23 protein-coding genes are annotated in these 22,569 nt (G+C 58.7%); 11 read left to right on the forward strand and 12 right to left on the reverse strand.

Features of this window, described 5'->3' with window-relative positions:
* A partial coding sequence (locus tag DXD16_RS10500; protein WP_233502656.1) for a transposase occupies positions 1-330 on the forward strand: 330 nt, incomplete at its 5' end.
* Positions 331-459: 129 nt separating this feature from the next.
* Here the strand turns inward: DXD16_RS10500 and DXD16_RS07000 are convergent.
* From DXD16_RS07000 to DXD16_RS07020, 5 genes are all read right to left on the reverse strand, one after another.
* The gene (locus tag DXD16_RS07000) at positions 460-726 is read right to left on the reverse strand and encodes a ribbon-helix-helix protein, CopG family (RefSeq protein WP_117655604.1); all 267 of its coding nucleotides are present in this window, start codon (positions 724-726) and stop codon (positions 460-462) included.
* A gap of 8 nt (positions 727-734) precedes the next feature.
* Positions 735-1,001, reverse strand: coding sequence for a hypothetical protein (locus DXD16_RS10305; RefSeq protein ID WP_158551634.1), 267 nt, complete (start codon positions 999-1,001; stop codon positions 735-737).
* A gap of 159 nt (positions 1,002-1,160) precedes the next feature.
* On the reverse strand, positions 1,161-2,345 hold the full coding sequence (locus DXD16_RS07010) for a hypothetical protein (protein WP_117655606.1): 1,185 nt from the start codon (positions 2,343-2,345) through the stop codon (positions 1,161-1,163).
* 318 nt (positions 2,346-2,663) lie between these two features.
* A complete protein-coding gene (locus DXD16_RS07015) occupies positions 2,664-2,909 on the reverse strand; it encodes a glutaredoxin (RefSeq protein WP_117655607.1) in 246 nt (81 codons plus the stop codon).
* A 51-nt stretch (positions 2,910-2,960) separates the two neighbouring features.
* Positions 2,961-3,788: a TipAS antibiotic-recognition domain-containing protein gene (locus tag DXD16_RS07020; protein WP_117655608.1), complete on the reverse strand. Its 828-nt coding sequence runs from the start codon at positions 3,786-3,788 to the stop codon at positions 2,961-2,963.
* A gap of 141 nt (positions 3,789-3,929) precedes the next feature.
* Here DXD16_RS07020 and tsaA point away from each other — a divergent pair, with 141 nt between their 5' ends.
* From tsaA to DXD16_RS07040, 4 genes are all read left to right on the forward strand, one after another.
* Positions 3,930-4,667 carry a tRNA (N6-threonylcarbamoyladenosine(37)-N6)-methyltransferase TrmO gene (gene tsaA / locus DXD16_RS07025; protein WP_233502657.1) on the forward strand — a complete coding sequence of 246 codons (738 nt, stop codon included), beginning with the start codon at positions 3,930-3,932 and terminating at the stop codon, positions 4,665-4,667.
* Positions 4,668-4,778: 111 nt separating this feature from the next.
* Positions 4,779-5,993 (forward strand): MalY/PatB family protein, encoded by a 1,215-nt coding sequence (locus tag DXD16_RS07030; protein WP_117655642.1) that lies wholly within the window; start codon positions 4,779-4,781, stop codon positions 5,991-5,993.
* Positions 5,994-6,135: 142 nt separating this feature from the next.
* Positions 6,136-7,005, forward strand: coding sequence for an ABC transporter substrate-binding protein (locus DXD16_RS07035; protein ID WP_117655610.1), 870 nt, complete (start codon positions 6,136-6,138; stop codon positions 7,003-7,005).
* Positions 7,002-9,194 (forward strand): ATP-binding protein, encoded by a 2,193-nt coding sequence (locus DXD16_RS07040; RefSeq protein ID WP_117655611.1) that lies wholly within the window; start codon positions 7,002-7,004, stop codon positions 9,192-9,194. The genes DXD16_RS07035 and DXD16_RS07040 overlap by 4 nt, the downstream gene beginning before the upstream one ends.
* Positions 9,195-9,264: 70 nt before the next feature.
* Here the strand turns inward: DXD16_RS07040 and DXD16_RS07045 are convergent, their stop codons facing one another.
* Positions 9,265-9,744: a pyridoxamine 5'-phosphate oxidase family protein gene (locus tag DXD16_RS07045; protein ID WP_117655612.1), complete on the reverse strand. Its 480-nt coding sequence runs from the start codon at positions 9,742-9,744 to the stop codon at positions 9,265-9,267.
* A gap of 41 nt (positions 9,745-9,785) precedes the next feature.
* Positions 9,786-12,590 carry a transporter substrate-binding domain-containing protein gene (locus tag DXD16_RS07050; RefSeq protein WP_158551637.1) on the reverse strand — a complete coding sequence of 935 codons (2,805 nt, stop codon included), beginning with the start codon at positions 12,588-12,590 and terminating at the stop codon, positions 9,786-9,788.
* 295 nt (positions 12,591-12,885) lie between these two features.
* Here DXD16_RS07050 and DXD16_RS07055 point away from each other — a divergent pair, with 295 nt between their 5' ends.
* From DXD16_RS07055 to DXD16_RS07065, 3 genes are all read left to right on the forward strand, one after another.
* On the forward strand, positions 12,886-13,311 hold the full coding sequence (locus tag DXD16_RS07055) for a potassium channel family protein (protein WP_117862347.1): 426 nt from the start codon (positions 12,886-12,888) through the stop codon (positions 13,309-13,311).
* A 35-nt stretch (positions 13,312-13,346) separates the two neighbouring features.
* Complete coding sequence (locus DXD16_RS07060; RefSeq protein ID WP_117655615.1) at positions 13,347-13,880, forward strand: TIGR00730 family Rossman fold protein; 534 nt, start codon at positions 13,347-13,349, stop codon at positions 13,878-13,880.
* Positions 13,881-14,006: 126 nt separating this feature from the next.
* On the forward strand, positions 14,007-15,311 hold the full coding sequence (locus DXD16_RS07065; protein WP_117655616.1) for a chloride channel protein: 1,305 nt from the start codon (positions 14,007-14,009) through the stop codon (positions 15,309-15,311).
* Between the two features lie 95 nt (positions 15,312-15,406).
* Here the strand turns inward: DXD16_RS07065 and DXD16_RS07070 are convergent, their stop codons facing one another.
* Genes DXD16_RS07070 through DXD16_RS07080 form a run of 3 tightly spaced genes read right to left on the reverse strand, consistent with a single transcriptional unit; the run spans position 15,407 to position 17,339 of the window.
* Positions 15,407-16,105: an ABC-2 transporter permease gene (locus DXD16_RS07070; protein WP_117655617.1), complete on the reverse strand. Its 699-nt coding sequence runs from the start codon at positions 16,103-16,105 to the stop codon at positions 15,407-15,409.
* On the reverse strand, positions 16,102-16,983 hold the full coding sequence (locus DXD16_RS07075; RefSeq protein ID WP_117655618.1) for an ABC transporter ATP-binding protein: 882 nt from the start codon (positions 16,981-16,983) through the stop codon (positions 16,102-16,104). Before DXD16_RS07075 ends, DXD16_RS07070 begins: the two co-directional genes overlap by 4 nt.
* A 23-nt stretch (positions 16,984-17,006) precedes the next feature.
* Complete coding sequence (locus DXD16_RS07080; RefSeq protein WP_233502669.1) at positions 17,007-17,339, reverse strand: GntR family transcriptional regulator; 333 nt, start codon at positions 17,337-17,339, stop codon at positions 17,007-17,009.
* 263 nt (positions 17,340-17,602) lie between these two features.
* Between DXD16_RS07080 and DXD16_RS07085 the strand changes: the two genes are divergently transcribed.
* From DXD16_RS07085 to DXD16_RS07095, 3 genes are all read left to right on the forward strand, one after another.
* Positions 17,603-19,216: a peptide chain release factor 3 gene (locus tag DXD16_RS07085; RefSeq protein WP_117655619.1), complete on the forward strand. Its 1,614-nt coding sequence runs from the start codon at positions 17,603-17,605 to the stop codon at positions 19,214-19,216.
* A 156-nt stretch (positions 19,217-19,372) separates the two neighbouring features.
* The gene (locus DXD16_RS07090) at positions 19,373-20,095 is read left to right on the forward strand and encodes a VUT family protein (protein ID WP_233502658.1); all 723 of its coding nucleotides are present in this window, start codon (positions 19,373-19,375) and stop codon (positions 20,093-20,095) included.
* A gap of 9 nt (positions 20,096-20,104) precedes the next feature.
* Positions 20,105-20,785: an SDR family NAD(P)-dependent oxidoreductase gene (locus DXD16_RS07095; protein WP_117655620.1), complete on the forward strand. Its 681-nt coding sequence runs from the start codon at positions 20,105-20,107 to the stop codon at positions 20,783-20,785.
* A 50-nt stretch (positions 20,786-20,835) separates the two neighbouring features.
* On the opposite strand, the gene DXD16_RS07100 is transcribed toward DXD16_RS07095, so the two are convergent.
* Positions 20,836-21,561, reverse strand: coding sequence for a uracil-DNA glycosylase (locus tag DXD16_RS07100; RefSeq protein ID WP_158551640.1), 726 nt, complete (start codon positions 21,559-21,561; stop codon positions 20,836-20,838).
* Between the two features lie 88 nt (positions 21,562-21,649).
* A complete protein-coding gene (locus DXD16_RS07105; RefSeq protein ID WP_117655622.1) occupies positions 21,650-22,552 on the reverse strand; it encodes a DMT family transporter in 903 nt (300 codons plus the stop codon).
* Positions 22,553-22,569 lie beyond the last annotated feature (17 nt).

The following is a 22,569-nucleotide window of genomic DNA, read 5'->3' on the forward strand; positions in this document are numbered from 1 at the left end:
ACCGCGGCGCAGCTCGCGGTGTCGGTCGACATCGCGAGGTTCCCGGACCACGACCACCTGGCCTCGTACTGCGGCATAGCCCCGAGGGTGAGGAGCTCCGGCACGTCGGTGAGGTCGGTCAGGGCGTCCAGGCGCGGCGACGCGAGGCTCAAGTCCCTGCTGATCTTCTCGTGCAACAGCCTGGTGAGGTCGTCGGGGCGCTACGGCGAGTACTACCGGGCCTGCAGGGCGCGGGGCATGGGGCACGGGCGGGCGCTCAAGGCCGTCGCGAGGAAGCGGCTCAGGGCGATATACGCCGTGATGCGCGACCGGGTGCCCTACCGGGAGTAGCGTCGAAGGTTGACAAAACTATAGGAACACCCAATGACTAGATCAAAAAGCTGTACGTCAGCATCCAAAGATGTCGAAAAATGTCGACTTTGGATGCTGACGTACATGTTTGGGTCGGCGGGGGGGGGACTAGGCAATCATTGCATCGAGTGTAATGAGTTCCCTGAGCCGCTCCGTGCGCGTTTGCCCATGGCGCTTTGCCTTAGCGTCAAATGCTTCAAGAACCGATTCACCCACACGTGCCGATAAAACAACGCTTGGCTCATCGGAGATCGGCGGCCTTCCCAACTTGATGGTGCGACCCTTCGGCCACTCATCTTTTTCGTATGCCTCCGCAGCCTTTTCCAGCTCTCCGGGAGCAAACCCCATCATCTTTTCGAGCTGCTGAGCGTCCATAGCGCCTCCTATCGATCGATTCCGATTTCCCTGAGCACCTTGCGCGTAGGAGGGACAAGGGCGTGGTAAATGATGTAACCATCGCGATCGGGGCAACATCGAGCGATGAGCTCCATGAGACGGTTTCTTCCATCAAGTCCAACGAGAACGTAATCGATGCCTCCATTTTCAAGATCGCGCCTGAACCATGCGAAAGCGGAGTTCCAAGCGCAGGTAATATCCGTCTCCGTCAACCCATGTTTAAGGGCATGGGGGTGGATTGCGATGAGCTCCATAAGGACCTCTCTTTATGTATACAGTTTTGTAGACAAAAATACAAGCAGCTAATTATGTTAAGCGGCCTGTTTTGGTTGGACTATTCGTTGTAAAGCCGACGTCGGAGGGTCCACCACTCCTTCGCTTTTTAGCTCGGTATGTGAACGTCCGTTGAACTCTCAGAGGGGAGCGTCTTCATAGATTATCGAGAGGAGTTTGGAGACCTCGGCTGTTTTATTGCGTTCGTAAAACTCGGGCCGTACGACAATCAATAAGAAAGCTGCGTCTTCGGTAATTTGCTGTGCTGTCGGCGTTCCGTTGAGTCCAACGGAACGTAAAAGCTTTGTCATGATGAAATCGAACTCATCTTCTCTTGCATGGAGATCAGATGCCTTGAGCTCAGGGTCTCTCAGGACGTACTGCTTGAGTCGCTCGGCAGAGCGACTGCACTTTATATGTCCGCAGATGACTTCATCATAGCTAAGCTTTTTGATTGGAAGACGTTCGTGACCGGCGAATATGGCTGCCATCCTAATGCTAACGCGTCGTTCGCGCAGCGCGCGCATCTCACCGGTGTATTCGCTGTGTCGTTCATATTTTCGATAAGAGTATCCGTAGTCATCATAGTAATAAGGGGCTTCATCAACAGCGTCATCGGGCTCTGGCGCTATGAGATAGAGTTTTCTATCTCTGGATATAATGCAGGGATTGTCGATTTGCCCCGATTCGTTCCTGATTTGCCAAATAGTCTCATTTATCTCAAATCTCGAGACTGGATTGGGGGCACAGGAGTTGTAGAGCTCAATAAGTTCATCGAGTGAAATGATTCCACAGGCATCTGTGTAGGCGCGGGCGAAGCGCCGTACTTCTTGATTTGATTCAAGCACACGGCGCTCCCAAGCATCCAAAGTGTCCTGCGGATTTCGATAGCGGGCATGACGATCGATGCGCAACGCGCTCCAATGGTTATCTGCGGCAACGTTCATCAGATCTAAGCGCAGATCTTTGTCGGCGATGTGAGCGAGCGACTGATAATGTTCCAGATCAAGCTCCGGTCGAAAACCCATGTCTTCCGGAACAAATCGTGCGAGCTTTATGCAACGCTTGAGATAAGTCGGGCCCAGGCTTGGGCTAAAGTGCTGCTTGAGGTGGCGAGCGATGGGCGAGAGTAAGCCATTGAGATTGGAGATGGGGTATCCGGAAATCTCTTGCTCGAGACGGCGCCCGATGAGCAGAGCCCCTTCCGAAGATGTCTCATGGTTGATACCTTTCTGGCCGAGGTGTTTGGCCTCGACAATCCTGCTGATATCTGAGCAGGTGTTTGAAATAATGTCGGATGAAAGGGTTGGAATCTTTTTAGCCATAGCGATGCACTCCTGTGTGACTCACGGATAACGGAAACGTTTGGTTGTGAGTGTCGTTCTTTGATGGCGACGACGAACAGGAGCGCAGCCTGTCTGAGATGGGCGAGTGCGGTAACCACCGATCTTACTTACCGAGCTCGCTCCAGCGTGTCATTGGGGACCTCCGCGGGAGCTCTCGACCAGTCTCATGCCTTGAGGCGAGTATAGCATATAAGCAAACATATGTTCTATTAATTTGAGAAACTGAATTCCTACCTACTCATTCAAGTACGTCCCCAATGAGTGAAACTACTCATTTAAGTGCGTCCCCAATGAGTGCTAGAGCAGATGTTCTTGTGCCCAGGTGATGATGTCGCTCGATTCGTAGAGTGGCTTGCCGTCGATGAACAGGCAGGGAACCTGGCGCTTGCCGCCGACGGCGATGAGTGCCTGCTCGGCATCGGGGTCGGTCGAGATATTGCGCTCGGGAATGGTCACGCCGTTATCGGCCAGGAAGCGCTTGACCTTAATGCAATACGGGCAGCCGGTCATAACGTACAGCGCGAGCTCGTGATCAGTAGCCATGGGTCTCCAATCGGTTGAGGTTTCGATTGAGATACCCAAAGCCGCCGCGGTCTATGCGCGAGTCGGCGACGACTCGATGGCCTGAACCAAAAACGCCGTGGCACCTGTCCCGCAGGGCTTGTCGTAGTAGTCAACAAAGCGCTGATCGGCAAGATAGCCGTGGGCGAGGCCCAGATACGCTTCGTCCTGGGGCGCGGCCCCCCAGTTAAGGCCAATCCATCGACGGTGCATTGCGACAAGTTTGCGGGCATCGTTGCCTTCCGGTTCGCCGTCGTCCATGGCAATCGAGAGCTGGCCCAGAATGGCGCGTTCAAGTTCTTTCATGTCGTTCCATGTCTGAGGATCCATGTCCAGTAACGTTTCGTTTGCTGCATCGATAGCCTCGTCGCCATAGCGCGCCCGCGCCTCGGCACCGTAGCGCTCCTCGTTTTCCTGCACGGTGCGCCAGCGCTCCAGTTGCGGCAGCACGGCGCCCATGAGCGAGACGGCTTCGTCGAGCGACATGCCGGTGTTTTGTGCCAGCCGCGGGGCACAATCCTCGATCATCGCCTCCATTGTGGTGTCGTAGGTGTACTTGCCGTGGTCGTAGCACCACTTGCAGTAATGGTCGGTCGTGGCGCCCGTGGCGTCGGTGCCGCAGTCGTCGGGTGTGAGTATCATGCCGCAGCTCTGGCAATAGTGCTCGGGCATTTCGAGCAGGTGAGACAGGGGCTCGCCGGTCACGGCGGCGATGAGCTTCATCATATCGATGCCCGGTGTGACCTCGCTGCGTTCCCAACGGCTGACGGCTTGGCGTGTGACGAAGAGCTTGGCGGCGAGCTGCTCTTGGGTAAGGTGATGGGCGCGACGGACAGCGATGAGCTTTTCTGCAAAGGCCATAACGGCTCCTTTCTGCTGGTTGATGGCTTAAGCATACGCGGCGGCCGGCACCCTTCCAAGCAACCGTTGGTTGCACGACGGGGGACCGCGGCGAAGAATTGCGCGCAACGCCCTACACCTCCATGCCGTACAATGACCGGCATGGAACCTATTGCTCACATACATACCGACCTGCCGCAGAAGTTCGGCATCCCACGCAACAGCTTTTTGGCGCCCCATCTGCAGGGACGCATCGTCTTTGAACCGGAATTTGCCTCCAACGCAGCAGTTGAGGGTCTGGATTCCTTCTCTCACCTATGGCTGCTCTGGCGCTTCGAAAACGGCACGCCCGGCGGCACGGCTAAGGACATAGCTGCCGATGCCAAGACGCAGAACAGGTCCGGCACTAATGCCAAGTGGTCGAAGACCGTGCGCCCGCCGCGTCTGGGTGGAGCCGAGCGCGTGGGCGTGTTTGCCACGCGCAGCCCGTTTCGCCCTAATCCCATCGGGCTCACCTGTGTCAAGCTCGATCGTGTTGAGCTTACCGACGATGGTCCCATCATTCATGTGCTGGGGGCCGACCTGCGCGACGGCACGCCCATCTACGACATTAAGCCCTACATTCCGTTTGCGGACTGCCACCCGGATGCAACGGGCGGCTGGATTGAAGACGCGCCGTGGCAAGAGCTCGACGTCGAGTTTCCGCAAGTGCTGCAGGATATGGTCCCGCCCGCAAAGCTTCCCGGTTTGGTCGAGGTTCTTCACCAGGATCCGCGCCGCGCGGGCAGCAAACACGAGCCAAACCGCATTTACCATTTGGCTTACGCTGGGCTCGACATATCGTTTACGGTCGACGGAACCAGGTTGAAGATAACCGCCGTCAACGGCGCGCAAGACTAACCAGCCATTCGCCCGCACCCGTCAAATTAAGCGCCAAACCCCATGCCAAAATCGCCCGTGCTGGTGGACAATAACGCCTACCAAAACAATCACTTTGCACGGGAGCTCAGCATGAAATACGACTTTAGCTCGCTAATCGACCGCCATAGCATGGACTCCATCGCCGTTGACTCCTGGGGTGAGATTCCCGGTATGGCTCCGAACGCACCCGACGAGGGCTTCGACCGCATCCCCATGTGGGTAGCGGACATGAACTTTGCCACGGTGCCCACGGTCCAGGAGTACATCATTCAGCGCGCCCAGCACCCCATGTTTGGCTATTTCGATCCGCGCCCCGAGTACTTCGACCGCATCATCGAATGGCAGAGTCGCCGTAATGGCGTCGAGGGCCTGGCACCTGAGCACATCGGCTACGAAAACGGTGTGCTGGGCGGTGTCGTGTCGACGCTGCGCGCATATGTCCAGCCGGGCGATGCGGTGCTGGTCCACAGCCCCACCTACATCGGCTTTACCAAGTCCATCGAGGCCGCGGGCTATCGCATTGTCCACAGCCCGCTTAAGCTCGACGACCAGGGCGTGTGGCGCATGGACTTTGAGGACATGGAGCGCAAGCTCGCCCAAAACCACATCCATGCCGCGGTGTTCTGCTCGCCGCACAACCCCTGCGGCCGCGTATGGGAGCGCGATGAGATCGAGCGCGCCATGGATACCTATCGCCAGCACGATTGCGTGGTGATCTCGGATGAGATTTGGTCCGATATCATCCTGCCGGGGCACAAGCATATCCCGACGCAGTCGGTGAGCGAGGATGCCCGCATGCGCACGGTTGCCCTCTACGCGCCCAGCAAGACGTTCAACCTGGCGGGCTTGGTCGGCAGCTATCACATCATCTATAACGAGACGCTGCGCGACCGTGTGTGCGCCGTGTCCAACAAGACCCACTACAACGAGATGAATGTCCTTTCGATGCATGCGCTTATCGGCGCCTACCAGCCTCAGGGCTACGAGTGGGTCGACGAGCTCAACCAGGTCATCCAGGGCAACATCGACTTCTTCTGCGATTATGTGGACGAGCATTTTAAGGGCGTGTCCTATTCGCGACCGCAGGGCACGTACATGGTGTTCCTGGACTGTACGGAGTGGTGCGGCGAGCATGGTTGCGATATTCAGTGGTTGCTCGACGAGGGGGCACGCGTGGGCGTAGGGTATCAGGACGGCCGCCCGTTCCACGGACCCTGCCACATTCGCGTGAATCTGGCACTGCCGATTTCGCGCGTAAAGGAAGCGTGCGGGCGCCTGGACCGCTACGTTTTTAATGCACAGTAAGTGAACGCTGTGTGCGGGGCTTTTCTGCCAGGTCGGCTGGAAATCCCCGCATGGTAAAGCATCGGTAACCATTGGCGCTCGCGTGGTTTCGTCTGCTATTATTTCAGCGTTTCAGTCTGTAAACAGGACCGTCTGGAGCTCGATGAAAAGACCCCGTCGCTCGGTTGCCATATCGTTGTTTGTTGCGCTTGCGGTAGTGAGCGCCTTCGTCGTGGCGATAGCTGGCTGTTCTGGGTCGAATGACGGAGCCTCGACGTCTGCACTAGAAGACTCGGCCTCCTCGCAGGTCAAAGACGACAGCCTTAAGACGCTCAACGTCGGAAGCGATCTCTATCCACCGTTTGTGTATAGCGATGAGTACGGCGATATCGTTGGCCTGGATGTCGAGATTTTGACCGAGGCGCTGGCCCGCATTGGTTACAAGCCAAAATACCAGCTGATCGACTGGGAAAAGAAGAAAGAGCTGCTGGCGAGCGGCGAGCTCGATTGCGTCATGGGTAGCTTTAGTATGACGGGTCGCGAAAGCGAGTATCGCTGGGCCGGTCCGTACCTTGCGAGCCGCCAGGTGGTTGCTGTCGATCCCGAAAGCGATATCTATACGCTTGCCGATCTTGAGGGTAAGGTCGTGGCGGTCCAGTCCACCACCAAGCCCGAATCGATTCTGCTCAATCGTACCAACGAAAGCGTTCCGCAGATCAAGGAGCTCTACAGCTTTTCGGACCGCTCGTACCTGAACCCGGCGCTCGTCGAGGGCCTGGTCGATGCCATTGCCTCGCATGAGTCCTCGCTGCTCACCTACGAAAAAGACTATGGCGTGACGTATCGCATTTTGAATGAGCCGCTGCTAGAGGTTGGTCTGGGCACCGCCTTTGATATCAACGATACGCGCGGCATCGACGTTAAGCTTACCCGCGCCTACCAAGAAATGCTTGCCGATGGCACCATGGAACGCCTGGTGTCAAAGTACTTTGATGACCCTTCGCCATTTTTGAATATGGAGGGCCTGTCATGATTGATGCGCCCGACCACACTGTAGAGGAGCGGGGCGATCGTTCGCCCCGGATATGGCTCCTTGCCACCCTGCTGGGGATAGCGCTCTCGGTTGTTGCCGGCATGTTGAGCTACGGTTACACGACGGCCCAGGCCGAGCAGCGCTTTGCCGACGTTGTCGATTACGTGGCGACGCAGAGCCTTTCCTACGATGCGTTCAACAGCGCCTATGCGACCAAAAACCTGATTCGTGTTATGGAGATTGCCGGAGAGGCGGCGCGCGATATGGAGCGCGACGGCTCGGTGGATAACGCCACGCTAAAACAATATGCCGACCAGCTCAACGTGAGCGCGCTGATCGTGACGGACGCATCGGGCAACTTGGTGTCCGAGTCCTCGACGGATGACGTGGGATACGAATCGCTCGCCGCGCATCTCAAAGAAGCACCTGTGCTGGAGGTGGCGGCCCATCCGCTTAAGTCCTATTCCGCCCGCATCACGCTTGCGGACGATTCGGTCGCAGACATTGGCTGCGTGACTCGGCGGGACGGCGAGGGTATCGTTATCGCGGTAAGGCACCAGAGTGCCAAGGCGGTCGCGAGCAATACGCTCAAGTTGCAGAGCTTGCTCGGTGGTTATGAAACCATCGATAGCGGCAATATCGTGATCGAAAACGATGGCAAGGTTGTTGCGACTAATGCCGTTGAACCCACCACGTCGGGCGCATTCGTTTTGCCTGTGACAGACGCCACCATAGTTGACGGTATTAAGGAACGCTGCCTGGCCGGTAAGGTTAGATTGGTCAACGCCAACGGCGAGTGGTATCTGGGTGCTTTTGGTAAAGCGCGTCAATTCTACGTGTACACCTACACTTCCGCGCGGCGTTACTTTGAAACCGTCGCAGTTGTAGTTGCCAGCGTGTTGGTGCTCTACGGCGGCGCTATAGCCGCAACTGCGTTGGTGCGCCGCCATGCAGAGCGCCAACGCCTGACCGACCTGTTGCTGCAGGAGCGCGACTATGGTGACAAGCTGGCAAAGGCAGCGCGTGAGGCCTCGTCTGCCAACTCTGCAAAGACCGAGTTTTTGCGTCGTATGAGTCACGACCTGCGCACGCCTATCAACGGCATTCGCGGTATGGTCGAGGTGGGCAATGCCAACGCGGGCGACTTACAAAAGCAGACCGAGTGCCGCTCAAAGATCTGGACGGCATCGGGACTGCTGCTCGACCTTGCGAACGAGGCACTCGATATGAGTCGCTTGGAGAGCGGACAGGTCGACCTGAATCTGGTGCCCACAAATTTGGTGGCCCTTAACCGAGAAGTGAGCGATATTCTGGAGCGCCAGGCCGAGGAGCGTCTGGTGAAAATTATCTGCGACCAGCAGACGCTCGATCACCCCTATGCCCGGGTGAGCGCGACGCACCTCAAGCGCTTGTTGCTCAATATTGCCGGCAATGCCGTCAAGTACAGCCGTCGGGGCGGCTATGTTCGTCTGACGTGCCGCGAGGTGGAGCCGGTGGATGGCGTCCCCGTCTATGAATACACGATCGCCGATAACGGTATTGGCATGAGCGAGGAGTTCCAACAGCACCTCTACGAGCCGTTTAGCCGCGAGGAACAACAGGTGGAAGGCGCTTCGTCGGGAACTGGCCTGGGCGCGTCTATCGCCAAGCAGCTGGTCGAGCTTATGGGCGGAACCATGAGCTTTACGAGTACCTTGGGGCAGGGGACGACGTTTACCATCCGCCTGCCGTTTGAGCAGTGCAAGCGCTCCGAGATTCCTCAGGCAGTTCGTGTGGATGCGGTCGACGTCGATGCGGTTCGGGGTCTGCGTGTTTTGCTCGTAGAGGATAACGAGCTGAATGCCGAGATCGCACAGTTTACGCTCGACCGTGCCGGTGCCGTCGTGGTGCATGCTAAGGACGGCGAGTCTGCTGTCGAGACGTTTGCCGCGAGCGCACCGCACGAGTACGACGTGGTGTTGATGGACATTATGATGCCTGGCATCGATGGCCTTGAGGCCACGCGCCAGATTCGAGCGCTCGACCGCGAGGATGCCGCGACCACGCCGATTATCGCTGTGAGCGCCAATGCCTTTGCCGACGACCGTAGGCTTTCGCGTGAGGCGGGCATGGACGCGCATCTGAGCAAGCCCGTGAGTGCACAGGAGCTCGTTGAGGCGCTTGCGCACATAGCCGCCGACGCTTCATAAGCATATGGCCCGGCTCCAATGTTGGTTGGAACCGGGCCATATTGCAATTTGTGAGACCTACTTTTAGGCCTTACTTCTCGTGAATCTGCTTGCCGCAAAGATGCTCAATCGAAATCTCGTAGAGTTGGACGCCCTTGATGTCTTTGGTAATCTCCTCCTCGACTTCTTCGGCGGAAGGGTAGTACTTAAGCGCGAGCTGGCGGACTTTGTCCTCGATAAACGAAGGCGTCTCATCTACTAGGCGGCAGCGGCCAAAGACCACGGTGCTTCTCACGTAAGGAGCCCAGTCATCGTCCTTGTACCACTCGTTGCCGTAAACGGTAAAGCAGACTTTGTCATCACGCTTGAGTGAATCGACCTTGTGGCCAGCCTTGGCGCCATGGAAATAAATCTTGTCGTGCTCGGCGTCAAAGAAGTAGTTGACGGGAATGGCATAGGGGTAGCCATCATCGCCGTTGACGGCAAAGACGCCGCGCTTGCAGGTAGCGAGCAGTTCGCGCGCTTTCTCGTCGGTGATGGCGCGTTTCTTTCGACGTAAGGGCCTAAACATCGTTGGCTTCCTTTCTACTGCGCATGGTGGTTGAGCACAAACTATAGCGAAACAGCCCCATTTTTCTTGATACAGGCGAGTATGTTTTTGAGCTTGCTAAAGTCGAGCGGTTTGGGCAGATGGGCGTTCATGCCGGCGTCGTGTGCCGCCTTGGCGTCTTCGGCAAAGGCGTTGGCGGTGAGCGCGATGATGGGGATGTCGGCCGCATCGGCCTTTTCGCTCAGGCGGATCGCCCGGGTTGCCTCGTAGCCGTCCATGCCCGGCATCATGATGTCCATCAGGATTGCATCGAAGCTGCCGGCGGGACGACCAACATATAGATCGACCGTTTCGTTGCCGTCGGCGGCGCGAGTCACGACGATGCCTTCGCTTTCGAGCAGAGCTTGGGCAATCTCGGCATTGAGTTCGTTATCTTCTGCCAAAAGGACGTTCATGCCGGCGAGTGAGCAGCTGCTTACCTGCGTGTCTGCACATTCTTTTATCTGAGGGTTCTTGTCGATATCGAGCGGAATCCGGACGTCAAACGTACTCCCCACGCCAACCTCACTCGAAATCTCAATCGTGCCGCCCATCATATCGATGAGCGATTTGACGATAGACATGCCAATGCCGGTTCCTTGGAACTTGCTGCGCGCATCGTCGCCTTCCTGGGCAAACGGCTCGTAAATGTGCGTCAAAAACTCGGGCGTCATACCAATGCCGGTATCCGAGACGCTAAAGCAAAACACGGCGTGCTCGTCGTCGACCGGTTTGATGGTCGATGAGAACGTGACGGTGCCTCCGTGCTTGTTGTACTTGATGCTGTTGTCGAGTAGGTTGACAAGGATCTGCCGAATATGGGTGGGGTTGCCGATCATATATTGGTCGACAGCGTAGGGCTCGCTGGTGTCGAGCATGGTTATGCCGCGGTCCGATGCGCGGAGCTTGCACAGTACGAGCGCATTGTCGCACAGCTCTTTAAGGTTGAATGATTCGTGCTCGAGCGTCACTTTGCGCTCCTCGATCCTGCCCATCTCGAGGATGTCGTTAATCAGTGACAGCAGGTGATTGGCGGCAACGCGCGCCTTGGCGCGGCTTTCGCGGGCGACCTGCATGTCGCCTTCTCTCAATTCCTCAATTTCGATAAGGCCCAGGATGCCGTTGAGCGGCGTGCGGATGTCGTGGCTCATGCGCGTGAGGAAAGCGGTTTTGGCGGCGTTGGCGGCATCGGCTTTCTGCCGTTCCTCCTGTGCGCGGTAAAGCGACCAGACAAGGATGACGATGCCGGTGAGCAAAATGCAGATGACGACTGCCGCAATGACGATGCGGTTGCGGTAGAGAAGTCGGAACGCATCCGATTCTTGCGCCGAGTACGATGTGGGGAAATAGCTGTTTGCAGAGAGCGATTCACCTGCATTGACGATGCCCTTATTGATGATTCCCAGCAGCTCGGGCTTGCCGCGCGAAATTAAACACGATAGTTGCGCCGTGTTGGTGAGTTCCTGTGTTTCGAAATCCTCGATGTCGTAGATGTCGCGGAGAGTTTCCAGGCGCGTGCTGGGGACAATGATGCAACGTGCCTTCCCCTCATTGAGGGCTTTGAGCACCTCGCCGTCATTCGAATACTCGGTTACCGTTGCGTTCGGAAAGAGACTTTCGAGCTCAAAACGGTTAACGATTGTGCTCTTTGTACAAGCGATGTTCTTAAGGTCTCTGTTCAGGTTTTTGCCACTGTGAATGGCGGTCAGCGAAACCGTTCCCATCGAGTTTGACTGGATGACCCCTGTCTGCTCGGCGAGCCAGTAGTCGCGAAACAACGGCAGGGCGACATCGATGGTTCCGTTGGAAAGGGCTTTGATCATTTGCTTGTTGTTCGAGAGTGCGATTGTTTTAACCGTAATGCCAAACTTGTCGTGCAACGTCGTTGCAAGCGAGGCGAGCGACCCTTCCATCTCACCGTCGTCATTTTGCGTGCAGTAGGGAAGTTGGTTTTTAAGATAGCCGAGCGTGATGGTATTGCCGTTTTCTTTGAGCCAGGTGGTCTCGGTACCGGTGAGCGATGACGAGCCACTGTTTTGGGTGGAGTAACTCGATTTGACTTCCTCGTTATAGCGCGGGTTATCGCGGGCGATGGTCGTCATGGCGGCGTTGATGTCGTTCATCAGGTCAGGGCGGCTTTTGGGAACGGCAAAATAGTAGTCGCTCGAGCCTACGTAGAACATGGGTGACGCATCGGGCGACGAAATGGTATCGTTCATGATGACGGCGTCGACCTCGCCGTCTGCAAGCGCCTCAAAGAGGGCACTGCCGGTGTCGATTTCTTTATAGGTGCAGGTGACGCCTTCGTCGGCGAGCCACTGCTGGCCGACGATAGTTTGCATAACGCCAGAGTTGCAGCCGATGGTGAGGCCTTGGAGCGCCTGGGGGTCGCCCTTGGCCAGATCGTCGCGGTCGGGCCTGGCGTAGATGTAGTAGCGCTCGGTGCCCTCGGGGTTCGAGGAAAAGAGCAGCTTCTGCTCGCGCTCTGCTGAATACGAGATGTTGGGCATGAGGTCGATTTCGCCTGCTTCGAGCATGTCCATAAGCTCGGAGAAGGTGCCGCTAACGTATTCGTATTGCCAGCCCTTTGTGTAATACGAGAGGGTCTGGAGGTACTCGTAGCCCCACCCCGAGAGTCGCTCGCCCGGCATGCCTTCCTGGAAGCCTTTGTTGTTGACGAGCCAGCCAACGCGGACCGTCTTGACCTGCTGGTCGGAGTCGGCGGCAAAGGCGGGGGCGGGCATGACGGCGCTCAGTATGGCGAGCGCGGCAAGCGCGACGGCCAGGGTGCGATATAGAGCCAAGCGAAGGACGGCGGAAGGTTTCACAGGCAATCCTATCGAGTCGAGATAATACCGCATAAGGATACCAGCTCAGCTTGCCTAACATCCGGCACTTAGGGACGTTCCCAATCTGTCCGGCAGTTGTAGTAGTCATTGGGGACGTTCTTAAACGACTAGTCGCCGGGGACACTCTTTGCCGGAGTTGGCACTTAGGGACGTTCCTTATGTGCCGGCAGTTGGGGACAGTCCCTTTCTGCCAGCACAAAAGGAGCGTTCTCGAGTGCCGAGTGTGGGACAATACCGAACGAACATGATTGGACGCTTGGGAAAAGGGGTCGCGATGAACAAGTTGAGGACGCTTGCCGACGTGTTGCGCCAGGCTGGCTTTGCGCGCATCACCGGCCTGTTCCTTATCTTCTACCTGCTGTGCTCGACGGCCGTCTGGCTGTCCGACCCTGCGACCCTTACGTTTGGCGATGGCCTCTGGTTTAGCTTTGAGACCGTATCGACGATCGGCTTTGGCGATATCCCGGCCGAAACGCCGGTTGCCCGCGCTATCACCGTCGTTTTGAGCGTCATCAGCATCTTCTACATCGCCATGCTCACGGGCGTGGCGGTGAACTACTGCAATACGCTCATCAAGATGCGCCAAAAGGACACCATGGCGCGCTTTATGGACGATCTTGAGCATCTGGAAGAGCTCGATCGCGATGAGCTCGCCGACCTGTCGCGCCGCGTGCGCGAATATCGCCGACGCCAACGCTAGGGCGGGCGCCGCGCGTCACAACAAGGGGGCTGAATATGAATATCACGGTATACCTGGGCGCCAGCGTCGGCAATGACCCGGCGTTTCTGCCTGCGGTGCAAGAGCTGGGCAACTGGATTGGCTCCAACGGGCACGCGCTGGTATACGGCGGGTCCAAATCGGGCCTGATGGGCGCGCTCGCCGATGGCGTGCTCGATGCCGGCGGGCGCGTGACCGGTGTTGAGCCGAGCTTTTTTATCGAGGCCGAGTTTCAGCACGATGGTATCGATGACCTGATCGTGACGAGCGACATGGCCGAGCGTAAGGCCAAGATGATCGAACTCGGCGATGCGTTCGTCGCCTTTCCGGGCGGTACGGGCACGCTCGAGGAGATTGCCGAGGTCATGTCGGCCGTGTCGTTGGGACATCTGAGCGCGCCGTGCATCCTGTACAACTTGGACGGTTACTACAACGACCTTAGGTCGTTGCTCGAGCACATGATCGATAAAGGCCTATCGAGCTCGCAGCGTCAGGCCGGCATCTACTTTGCCGACGACCTGCACCAAATTGTATCGATTATCGACAACTAGGCCTTGGGGCCATCGCGTGTGCGGCGCCCAATGGCGCCGTTCGCGGCGTGGATGGTCGGCACGTCCGCGCTGTGCCCGTCTTACAATAAAACGTATCCTTGTCGATTTTGACCACGGGAGGCCCCGATGGATAACCTTGCAAAACCCAAAAATCGTGCGCTGTTTTTAGTGAGCGTGGCTGTGACCGGTGCGTTTGCAGGCGCTGCGGTCTGGCTGTTCTTCTTTGCGATGGAGCACGGTATCGACTATCTATGGACCGAGATTCCGCATATGCTGGGCGTCGCTTCGCCTGAGCTCGCGAGCGGCCCGTTCGGTTTTCTGCCGTATCCGTTTTTCGTCTGCTTGCTGGGCGGCCTGTTAATCGGTCTGTACGAGAAGATGACAGGCACCAAGACCGATGACCTCAATCAGGTCATGGCCAAGGTCAAGCAAGACGGGCGCTACCCGCACGACAACCTGGGCAAGCTTTCGCTCGCGGCGTTGCTGCCGCTGCTGTTTGGCGGAAGTATTGGACCGGAGGCCGGCCTGACCGGTGTTATCGCGGGTCTGTGCAGCTGGGTCGGCGACCGCATGCGTCGCTTTGGCGCCGAGTTTAGAGAGCTCACACTGCTGGGTACCCAGGCTGCCCTGACGGCGCTCTTTACCGCGCCCGTCTTTGGCTTTGTGGCACCGCTTGCCGGTAGCGCCGACGGCCAGGGAGCCGACGACGATCAGGGCTCCGAATCCGATGAAATCACCATCAAGCTGCCCAAGGCGCAAAAGACCGTGGTCTACGGCATCGCGATTGCCGGCGGCCTGGGCACCTATCTGTTGCTCGGCCAGCTTATGGGCGGCGGTATGGGCATGCCGAGGTTCGAGGCCGCCCAGGTGGGCAACCTCGAGCTCGCCTGGCTTATTCCCCTGGCGCTCATCGGTACGGTCTGTGGCTGGCTGTACTTTGTCTCGGAGCACGCAAGCGAGGCGTTGGCCCACGCCATAGGGGAGCGCCCTGTTGCCAAGGCCATGCTGGCCGGTTTGGCGCTCGCTATCTGCGGCACGGTCCTGCCCTACACCATGTTTGCTGGCGAGACGCAGGCCGACGTGCTCATGGAGACCTATATGACCATTCCCGCCGGTGTGCTCATTGCAACTGGTCTTATCAAGGCCATGCTGACGCCCGCCCTCATCAACCTGGGCTGGCGCGGCGGTCACTTCTTCCCCGTTATCTTCTCGGGCGTGAGCCTGGGCTACGGCTTCGCTATCCTTACCGGGGCCGATCCGGTCTTTTGCGTCGCCGTCTGCACGGCATCGACGATGGGTGCGGTCATGCGTCAGCCGGTCATGGTCGTGGGCCTGCTGCTCATGTGTTTCCCGCTCAAGGGTATCGTCTGCATGATCATCGCCGCAGTCATCGCAGCGGGCATTCCGCTGCCCAAGCCGCTGCGCAAGTAGTACGGTGGCGCACGCCGGGGACATGCCGTTTGCCATGGATTTGCGGATGGGCGATTGCGACCGATTGTGGCCTACGTGGGTCAAGTTTCGTGTGGCTACAAATCGCGTACTCGATAGACCTTGGTGCTGACGGTGCAGCTGATTGCACATAGCGCGAGGGCCAGTACGGCAATTCCTGCGCACAGGCAGCCGAGGACGGCAGGATCGGGATTCGCCCCAGCAATCGACATGAGCCAGTTGCTGATGGGGTTGGAGGAGCTCAGCGTGGCCATGGCAAGGCATCCGAGCAGGGCAAACAGGCCGACGGAAAGGCGCAGCGCCTCCATGTGTCCAAATCGAAAGAACAGCGGCTGTGCCAGAAACACCATCATGAGGGAGATGAGCATCGATGCGGCGGAGGCTATTGTGGTCTCAAAGACGATCTGTCCCGTCGAGGGCATGCCCGTGTGATCGAAGAACGGAAGAGTGATGGTGCTCAAAAGCACGGTCGCGCACGCCATGATGGCCGAGAAGGCAACAATGCAGAGGTAACGTGCGCAGATGATGTCTTTGCGCGAGAGGGGCAGCGTTGCCCGATAGCGCTCCCATCCGTTTTGATTGTCGTAGCCGGCCAGCGAGTTCATGACCACGATGGGCGACATGGCACTGACCGCGCAGGCGCCGGCGCTCATACTGGCATCGCCATCCGATGCGTTGGCGAGGGTCAGTACGACGAAGATGAACAGGCCGACGCCCGCGATGCTCGGGACAAGCGTGCGGACGATGGCGAGCTCAGACATAAAGGCGCGTTTCATTTCGAAGCCCCTTTCAGTATGAGGCGAAGATAGTCATCAATGGTTGCCCGATCGCAGGGAATCTCGGGAAAGGCCTCGAGCGTATCGCGACGGTTGGGCACGAGCACGTCCACGCTATAGGCGTGGTGGGCGGCACGGGCGCCTTCGACGCAAGCCATGAGCTCGGACGCCTGTGCTTGGGTGCAGTGGGCGATGCCGGCTCGGTCGGTAATGTCCTCGCGCGGCAGGTCAAACACAATCGAGCCGTTATCGATGCAGATGACGCGGTCGGCAGTGCGATCGAGGTCGGATATAATGTGGCTCGAGAGCAGCACGCTGTGCTGGCCGTCGGCGACAAAGGCAAGCAACTCGTCGAGCAGTTCCTCGCGCGCCATGGGATCGAGGCCCGCGGTGGCTTCGTCCAAAACGAGCAGCTTGGCATTGTGGCTGAGCGCACAGGCGAGCTGCAGCTTCATGCCCATGCCGCGGGAGAGGTCCTTGACCTTCGTCTTGGGATCGAGGCCAAATCGGTCGATGAATCCGGCGAACGTTTCGCAGCTCCACGTGGGGTATGCCGGGCCTACGAGCTTCTCGACCTGGCCCACCTTGAGCGTGGAGGGGAAGGGACACGTGTCCAGGACAAGCCCGATGCGGGAGCGCAGGTGGCGCTGCGTCTCGTCGGGCGCGTTGGCGTCGCAGCGCTGTCCAAGCAGATGCACCTCGCCGGCATCGGGCTTTATAAGCCCAAGCGCGGCGCGAATGGTCGTCGTCTTGCCGGCGCCATTTGCGCCCACAAAGCCAACGATCTGGCCGGGCTCCACGGCAAGCGTGACGTCGCGCAGTGAAAAGCGGTCGCTCACGCGGCGCGATACACCTTTAAGTTCTAGCAACTTTTGCATGGTATAGCCTTTCTTGCAGATGGCTACTGCATGGTTTCGGGGGCTACGAGGTCGAGCATCTCGTGCAGCTTGTCGCGCGTGACGCCCAAGGCTTCGGCTTGGCTCGCCGCTTTCGCAAGCAGCTCTTCGATATGGCAGAGCTGGTTTTCGCGCAAGAGTTCTTGGTTGCCCTCGGCGACAAAACAGCCCTTGCCCTGCACGGTGCAGATAAAGCCGAGTTGCTCCAGGTCGGCGTAGGCGCGCTTGGTGGTGATGACACTCACGCCAAGATCGCTCGCGAGTGCACGGATGCTGGGGAGTTTGGCTCCCGCAGCGAGCGCGCCCGAAAGGATCTGAGCTTTGACTTGCGAGGCTATTTACTCGTAGATGGGCTTGTCGCTCGAATTGGATAGGATGATGTCCACAGCGGCTCCTTAGCTGTTGGGCTGCACGTGTATATAACCGGTAAGCACAGTATATATACACTATGTACAGTTACGCAAGAGACAAATTAGGATTGGGCCGGCTACCCAGGCCCCAACTGATGAATTTGTCCTGATAGGCGCCCTAGAGCGGGATTTCGCGGCTACAATAGTGCGGTTACATCGACGTAATGCACTCAATGCAAGAAAGGATCCGCATGGCAAGCCTGTCGGATGAAATCTCGTCGCGCCGCACATTCGCGATCATCAGCCACCCGGACGCCGGTAAGACCACGCTTACCGAGAAGCTGCTGCTCTATACCGGCAGCATCCAGACTGCCGGTTCGGTCAAGGGCAAGAGCTCGGCCAAGCACGCCGTCTCGGACTGGATGGACATCGAGAAGGAGCGCGGTATCTCCGTTACCTCCTCGGTGCTGCAGTTCACCTATAATGGCGCCTGCGTCAACATCCTCGATACCCCCGGCCACCAGGACTTCTCGGAGGATACCTACCGTACCCTTATGGCCGCCGACGCCGCAGTCATGGTCATCGACGGCGCCAAGGGCGTCGAGGCCCAGACCAAAAAGCTCTTTAAGGTCTGTACGCTGCGCCACATTCCCATCTTCACCTTTGTGAACAAGCTCGACCACGAGGCTCGCGATCCGTTTGGGCTCATGGAAGAGATCGAGAATGTCCTGGGAATCAATACGTATCCCATGAACTGGCCGATCGGCAGCGGCCGCAACTTCCGCGGCGTGTTCGACCGTCAGACCCGTCGCGTTATCGCCTTTGAGGGCGACGGTCACGCCAACGCCACCAAGAAGGTCACCGAGGTCGAGGCCGAGCTGGGCGATCCGGCCATGGACGAGCTTATTGGCGAGGAGAACCACAAGAACCTGATGGGCGACATCGAGCTGCTCGATGGCGCCGGTGACGAGCTCGACCTGGATGCCGTGGCCTGCGGCAAGCTGAGCCCGGCGTTCTTTGGCTCGGCACTCACCAACTTTGGTGTGGAGCCCTTCCTTAAAGAGTTCCTGCGTCTGGCCCCGACGCCGCGCGCCTATACCGATACGCTCACCAGCGAGCCGGTCGCGCCCGCCGAGAACGACTTTAGCGGCTTCGTGTTTAAGATCCAGGCCAACATGGACAAGAACCACCGCGACCGCATCGCCTTTGTGCGCATTTGCTCGGGCAAGTTCGAGCGCGGCATGGACGCCTTCCACATGCAGGGCAACCGTAAACTCAAGCTGGCCACGGGCACGTCGATGATGGCCGATGACCGCGCCATTGTGGACGAGGCGTACGCGGGCGATATCGTGGGCCTGTTCGATCCGGGTATCTTTAGCATCGGCGACACCGTGTGCTCCGGTAAGCGCCACGTGCAGTATCCACAGATCCCGACGTTTGCCCCCGAGATGTTCGCTCGCATTACGCAGGTCGACACGCTCAAGCGCAAGCAGTTTGTGAAGGGTATGGAGGAGCTTGCCCAGGAGGGTGCCATCCAGATCTTCCGCGAGCTGGGTGCCGGCATGGAGAGCGTCATCGTGGGCGTGGTCGGCGTGCTGCAGTTTGAGGTGCTCGAGCGCCGCCTCAAGGCCGAGTACCGTGTTGAGGTTCGTCGTCAGCCGCTGCCCTATACGGACATTCGCTGGATCCAGAACGACCCCGATACCATCGATATCCCGGCCCTTTCGCTCACGCGCGACACCCTGCGCGTCGAGGACATGCGCGGCGGCAAGCTGCTGCTGTTCACGAGCCCGTGGAACGTTGACTGGGCGACCGACCACAACCCCGACCTTGTCCTGTCGGAGTTTGGCAACGTAACGTTTTAGTGCGCCGGCGCGGTGGTCCTGCGGGGCTGCCGCGCCTTTTGCTTGCCTGCCGCCGCGTGAGCGGCTATCATACCCACCGTCGTCTCAAGACCGGGGCGTCCGAGCAGTTCGGGTCCGATATCCTGCTCGTTAAACCTAAAACCAAAGGAGTACATAATGATCAAGAAGGTCATGGAGGACTACAAGGTCCTGTTGCGGAGCATTCCCGCGGCAACGGTTTCGCTGTTTTTCGTGAGCGTCATCATGATGAACCTGCTGGCCAACAAAGAGCTCATCAGCCTGCCGTATCTGGCACTCGATTGCGGCTTTGTGGTGAGCTGGGTTTCGTTTTTGTGCCAGGACATGATCTGCAAGCGCTTTGGCGCCAAGGCATCCATCAAAATCTCTATCCTCGCGCTGCTGGTCAACCTGGCCGTGAGCCTGTGCTTTTGGGCATGCTCGCTCACGCCCGGCATGTGGGGCGCCTACTACGACACGGGCATGATCGAGGTCAACAGCGCCCTTAACGCCACCATTGGCGGCACCTGGTACGTGGTGCTGGGCTCTTCGCTGGCAATGCTCGTTTCTGCCGTGGTTAATTCCACGCTCAACCAGTCGCTCGGCCGTATGCTCAAAAAGAATAACTTTGCGAGCTTTGCCTTCCGCTCCTATGTGTCTACGGGCATCGGTCAGTTTGTCGACAACCTGGTCTTTGCCATTGTGGTGAGCCACACGTTCTTTGGCTGGACCTGGGTGCAGGTCCTTATGTGCTCGCTGACCGGCGCTGTTGCCGAGCTGCTGTGCGAGGTCTTCCTGAGCCCCGTGGGCTACAAGGTCGTGCGTGGCTGGGAGCGCGAGAATGTGGGCGCCGAGTACCTCGAGCGCCACGCAACCGCCTAAGGAGCAAGTATGCGGGTTTTGATCACGGGCGCTTCGGGCGGTATCGGAGCCGCGTGCGTGCAGCGCTTTTTGGACGAAGGCCACGAGGTCGTGGGCTTTGATCTGCTGCCGGCGGCGATCGAACACGAGCGCTACCGCCATCTGATCGTTGATGTCCGCGAGCCGGACTCGTTTCCGGGCAACCTTGAGCCTCAGGTAATCGTGAACGTTGCCGGTACGCAGGATTCGGCCGACGACATCGCTGCCAACCTGCGTGGCACCATCAACGTGACCGAGCGCTACGCCTTTGTGGGAGAGGGACTTGCCGCCAAGCCGGCGCCGGCCATCGAATCCGTGGTCAATGTGGGGTCGGCGAGCGGACATACGGGATCGGAGTTTCCCGCCTATGCCGCCAGCAAGGGCGGCGTTATCGCCTACACCAAGAACCTTGCAAACCGCCTAGCACCGCAGGCCATCGCCAACAGTGTGGACCCGGGCGGCGTTATCACGCCGCTCAACCGTTGCGTGATGGAAGACGAGCACCTGTGGAACCAGATTATGGAGCTCACGCCGCTTAAGCGCTGGGCTACCGCCCAAGAGATCGCCGAGTGGATCTACTTTGTGGGCGTGACCAACCGGTTTATGACCGGGCAGAGTCTGCTGATCGATGGCGGCGAGGCCGGCCGCACTCAGTTTATCTGGCCCGAGTAGAAAACGCGCCCGATGGAAATCCGTCGGGCGCGTTTTTGATGTATTGATTTTTAGCCGAGGCAAGTCCAGTTGACGGGGGTCGAGCCATGCTGTTCGAGTAGCCGATTGGCTGCCGAGAAGGGGCGCGACCCCATAAAAGCGGGGAGTTCTGCCGTGGCGCGGTTTGCCGAAAGCGGCGAGGGGTGCGTAGAAGCTAGGCAGAACTTGCCGGTTGCCTTGCCCGCGCCGATCGCGTCGAGCTTGCCCTCAACCATTTGCTGGGCAAAGCGGCCCCATGCCAAAAAGACTACCGGCTGGGGCAGCTGACAGCAGCGTTCGATAATATAGTCGGTGAGCGTGCTCCAGCCCAGCTTGGCGTGCGAATTGGCGGCATGCTCGCGCACGGTGAGCGTAGTGTTGAGGAGCAGGACGCCCTGTTGTGCCCATGGGGTTAGGTCTCCCGTGGCGGGAATGGGGCAGCTCAGGTCGGCATTGAGCTCCTTATAGATGTTGCGCAGGCTCGGCGGCAGCTTGGTTTGCGTCGCGGGGACCGAGAACGAAAGCCCCATGGCCTGGTTGGGTCCGTGATAGGGGTCTTGACCCAAGATGACAACTTTGGCTTGGTCTGCCGGCGTGTAGACGAGGGCATTGAGGATGTCGTCTTGTGCCGGGTAGATAGTCTGCTTGGCACGCAAAAGGGCGATGCGCTCGAGCAGCTGGTTCGTAGTGTCACGTACCGGCTGCGGCGCATCGCCCAACCAAGTTGCTATGTTGCGGTCGCGGGTCGCGGTGTCCATGGGGCTCCTTTGCGGCAGATGCTCTGTTGGCATCTATTGTAAAGGCACACCGGAAACCTTTATGCCGCGGCTGCATAAGGAGTGGGGACTACGAGACGCGCTCGGGTGCTCCTGCCATGTGAGCGTGTCCTTGCGAGCGAAGGCGCGGGAGCTCGACGGTTGCCACCATGACGCCGGTGAGGATGAGGGCGGCGCCAAAGAAGGCGATGGGGCTCAGGACCTCGCCAACCAGGAAAAACGAGAAGACGGCGGAGCAGACCGGCTCGAGCGAGAAGGCAAAGCCCGTGGTCTCGGCGGGCACGTGGGGCTGTACGAGCGTCTGGGTGATAAAGCCGTAGGCAGAGCAGATGAGTGCGAGTGCGACGACAACGACGATCTCGTTGGGTGTGCTGGGAAGCGTGAAGCCGCCCAAGGTGCACGCGCCGATGCCCGAGAACAGACCGCCAAAACCCAGCTGCCAAACACCCAGGGCCAGTGGGTCGACTTCTTCGACAAAGCGCTTCGCCACAATGATATGGCCGGCATAGACAAAAGCGGAGAGCAGCATGATGATCGCGCCGGGATTCAGGCTGGTAAAGTCGGCACCCGAGAGCAGCAGCATACCGCAGGTGACGATGGCGGTGCCGATGAGTGCCTTGCGCTCGGGGGCGCGACGCAGCAGGGCGGCGTTGGCAAACGGCACGATCACGACCGTCAGGCTCTGCAAAAAGCCGGCGGTGGAGGCGGAGGTAAGGCTGGAGCCCAAGCACATGCAGGTGAGCTCGGTTGCCATGATGGCGCCGATGATGGCGGCGCGAACCATGAGGTCGCGGTTAATGCGCAGCGCGTGCTTGTGGAAGAGCAGCAGGCAGGCCACAAAGGCGATGATGCAGCGCAGCGCAACGATGCTCGTGGCGTTCATGCTGTCCATGCCGATCTTCATGAGGGGGTACGAAAAGCCCCATGCGACGGGAACGGAAAACGAGAGCGCGATTGCTTTTTTGCGATCCATGGGACTCCTTTTGTTAC

The organism is Collinsella sp. TF11-5AC (assembly GCF_003436775.1).
Classification (GTDB): Bacteria; Actinomycetota; Coriobacteriia; order Coriobacteriales; family Coriobacteriaceae; genus Collinsella.

Bases quoted from the DNA above. Each gene is read 5' to 3' on its own strand.
- DXD16_RS07000 (WP_117655604.1), bottom strand. From the start codon at position 726: ATGGACGCTCAGCAGCTCGAAAAGATGATGGGGTTTGCTCCCGGAGAG.
- DXD16_RS10305 (WP_158551634.1), bottom strand. From the start codon at position 1,001: ATGGAGCTCATCGCAATCCACCCCCATGCCCTTAAACATGGGTTGACG.
- DXD16_RS07010 (WP_117655606.1), bottom strand. From the start codon at position 2,345: ATGGCTAAAAAGATTCCAACCCTTTCATCCGACATTATTTCAAACACC.
- DXD16_RS07015 (WP_117655607.1), bottom strand. From the start codon at position 2,909: ATGGCTACTGATCACGAGCTCGCGCTGTACGTTATGACCGGCTGCCCG.
- DXD16_RS07020 (WP_117655608.1), bottom strand. From the start codon at position 3,788: ATGGCCTTTGCAGAAAAGCTCATCGCTGTCCGTCGCGCCCATCACCTT.
- tsaA (WP_233502657.1), top strand. From the start codon at position 3,930: ATGGAACCTATTGCTCACATACATACCGACCTGCCGCAGAAGTTCGGC.
- DXD16_RS07030 (WP_117655642.1), top strand. From the start codon at position 4,779: ATGAAATACGACTTTAGCTCGCTAATCGACCGCCATAGCATGGACTCC.
- DXD16_RS07035 (WP_117655610.1), top strand. From the start codon at position 6,136: ATGAAAAGACCCCGTCGCTCGGTTGCCATATCGTTGTTTGTTGCGCTT.
- DXD16_RS07040 (WP_117655611.1), top strand. From the start codon at position 7,002: ATGATTGATGCGCCCGACCACACTGTAGAGGAGCGGGGCGATCGTTCG.
- DXD16_RS07045 (WP_117655612.1), bottom strand. From the start codon at position 9,744: ATGTTTAGGCCCTTACGTCGAAAGAAACGCGCCATCACCGACGAGAAA.
- DXD16_RS07055 (WP_117862347.1), top strand. From the start codon at position 12,886: ATGAACAAGTTGAGGACGCTTGCCGACGTGTTGCGCCAGGCTGGCTTT.
- DXD16_RS07060 (WP_117655615.1), top strand. From the start codon at position 13,347: ATGAATATCACGGTATACCTGGGCGCCAGCGTCGGCAATGACCCGGCG.
- DXD16_RS07065 (WP_117655616.1), top strand. From the start codon at position 14,007: ATGGATAACCTTGCAAAACCCAAAAATCGTGCGCTGTTTTTAGTGAGC.
- DXD16_RS07070 (WP_117655617.1), bottom strand. From the start codon at position 16,105: ATGAAACGCGCCTTTATGTCTGAGCTCGCCATCGTCCGCACGCTTGTC.
- DXD16_RS07075 (WP_117655618.1), bottom strand. From the start codon at position 16,983: ATGCAAAAGTTGCTAGAACTTAAAGGTGTATCGCGCCGCGTGAGCGAC.
- DXD16_RS07085 (WP_117655619.1), top strand. From the start codon at position 17,603: ATGGCAAGCCTGTCGGATGAAATCTCGTCGCGCCGCACATTCGCGATC.
- DXD16_RS07090 (WP_233502658.1), top strand. From the start codon at position 19,373: ATGATCAAGAAGGTCATGGAGGACTACAAGGTCCTGTTGCGGAGCATT.
- DXD16_RS07095 (WP_117655620.1), top strand. From the start codon at position 20,105: ATGCGGGTTTTGATCACGGGCGCTTCGGGCGGTATCGGAGCCGCGTGC.
- DXD16_RS07100 (WP_158551640.1), bottom strand. From the start codon at position 21,561: ATGGACACCGCGACCCGCGACCGCAACATAGCAACTTGGTTGGGCGAT.
- DXD16_RS07105 (WP_117655622.1), bottom strand. From the start codon at position 22,552: ATGGATCGCAAAAAAGCAATCGCGCTCTCGTTTTCCGTTCCCGTCGCA.